The sequence below is a fragment of the Mesorhizobium sp. M4A.F.Ca.ET.050.02.1.1 genome, assembly GCF_003997725.1.
Taxonomy (GTDB): domain Bacteria; phylum Pseudomonadota; class Alphaproteobacteria; order Rhizobiales; family Rhizobiaceae; genus Mesorhizobium.
The window spans coordinates 1-1321 of sequence record NZ_RZSG01001165.1 but is presented as its reverse complement, the minus strand read 5'-3'; the positions used below and the strand labels follow the sequence as shown (position 1 = coordinate 1321).

Sequence of the window (1321 nt, the reverse complement as noted above, 5' to 3'; positions counted from 1 at the left end):
GAGATAGGCAGCAGGCCGAGCGGCGGCCAGTCATGTTCAGCCGGGGCCGATCAAGTCCGTCATTGCCTCGATGACTTTGCCCGCCGCCGCTCCGGTCGCTGACCGGTCATTGACCAGGATCGAAGTGCGAAACGGTATGTCGAGATCGATCTCTTTCAGCACCAGCCCGAACTCGGAATAGAAGCCCGCTGTGAACGGATCGACGACCGCGAGCGAAGGACTGCCCCTGACTAGCGCGCAGGCCAGGAAAGACTGGAAGATGTCGGCGACCGTATTGGCGGCGGTCGCTTCCAGCAGCTTGGCGCCGTCGCGGTTGCGCCGGAAATAGAGCTCGCCGAGCGAGACGAAGGGATAGAGCTTGAAATCCTCGAGCCGGATCCGCTCGCGACCGGCAAGCGGATGGGTTTCATCCATCACGCACACACTGTTGCGCTCGAAGGTGGCCACGCATCTGGTGTCCAGGAAGGAAACGCCGGCGTCCACCACCCCGACGTCGGTCAGGCGTGAGGCGACGGAGGCGACGATCTCCGTCGAGCTGCGCACCGCGATCGTGGTTCTCGCTTCCGGAAAACGGGTTCTCAACTGCCGGATTGCTTCCGGCACGATGTGGAAGGACAACGCCGCCAGGGTGCCGATGCGAACGACGCCGCGCTTCAGCTCGCGGATCTCCTGCGCGGCCATGATCAGGTTGCGCGCGCCGTGGAAGGTCTTGCCGACCTCGCCATAGAACAGCAGGCCCTGCTCTGTCGGCACCAGCCGGCCGTGCGAGCGGTCGAACAGGCTCAGCCCGGTATCGATCTCCAGTTCCTGCAGCAGGCGGCTGACGCTCGGCTGCGATATGTTGAGCGCCGCCGCTGCGCCCGACACCGAGCCGGCCACCATCGTTGCCTCGAAGGCCTCGAGCTGGCGAACGCTAAGTCCGGAAAAGCGCATCTCTTTCTCCCGGTATAGGTTTAGCACATACCGGACGAAAATCTTGATCTTTGATTCCGCTCGGTTTCCGGCCCTAGCTATGCGCCAGGCAGAAACGGACGGAGCCGTCGTGAAGCGAGCCAACCTCATCTTCATCTGCGCCGATCAGATGCGCTACGACGCGCTCTCGGTCACTGGCAATCGCGTTGCCCACACGATCAACATCGACCACATAGCGGCGCGCGGCGCGACCTTCCACCGCCACTTCACCCCCAACCAGATCTGTTCGCCGAGCCGCGCGACAATGGCGACCGGGCTCTATCCGCGCCACCACGGCCTGTGGCGCAACGGCGTGGCGCTCGACGAGCGGCTGCCCAATCTGTGGCAGGCGCTGGCGCGCGCGGGAGAC

The 1321-nt window shown here is 64.3% G+C and carries 2 protein-coding genes; one reads left to right on the top strand and one right to left on the bottom strand.

The genetic code is table 11. The features are described 5' to 3' along the window. Positions 1-36: 36 nt before the first annotated feature. Complete coding sequence (locus tag EOA33_RS35995) at positions 37-933, bottom strand: LysR substrate-binding domain-containing protein (protein WP_189375240.1); 897 nt, start codon at positions 931-933, stop codon at positions 37-39. A gap of 109 nt (positions 934-1042) precedes the next feature. On the opposite strand from EOA33_RS35995, the gene EOA33_RS35990 reads away from it, so the two are divergent. After that, on the top strand, positions 1043-1321 hold a 279-nt coding region (locus tag EOA33_RS35990), incomplete at its 3' end, for a sulfatase-like hydrolase/transferase (RefSeq protein ID WP_210212651.1).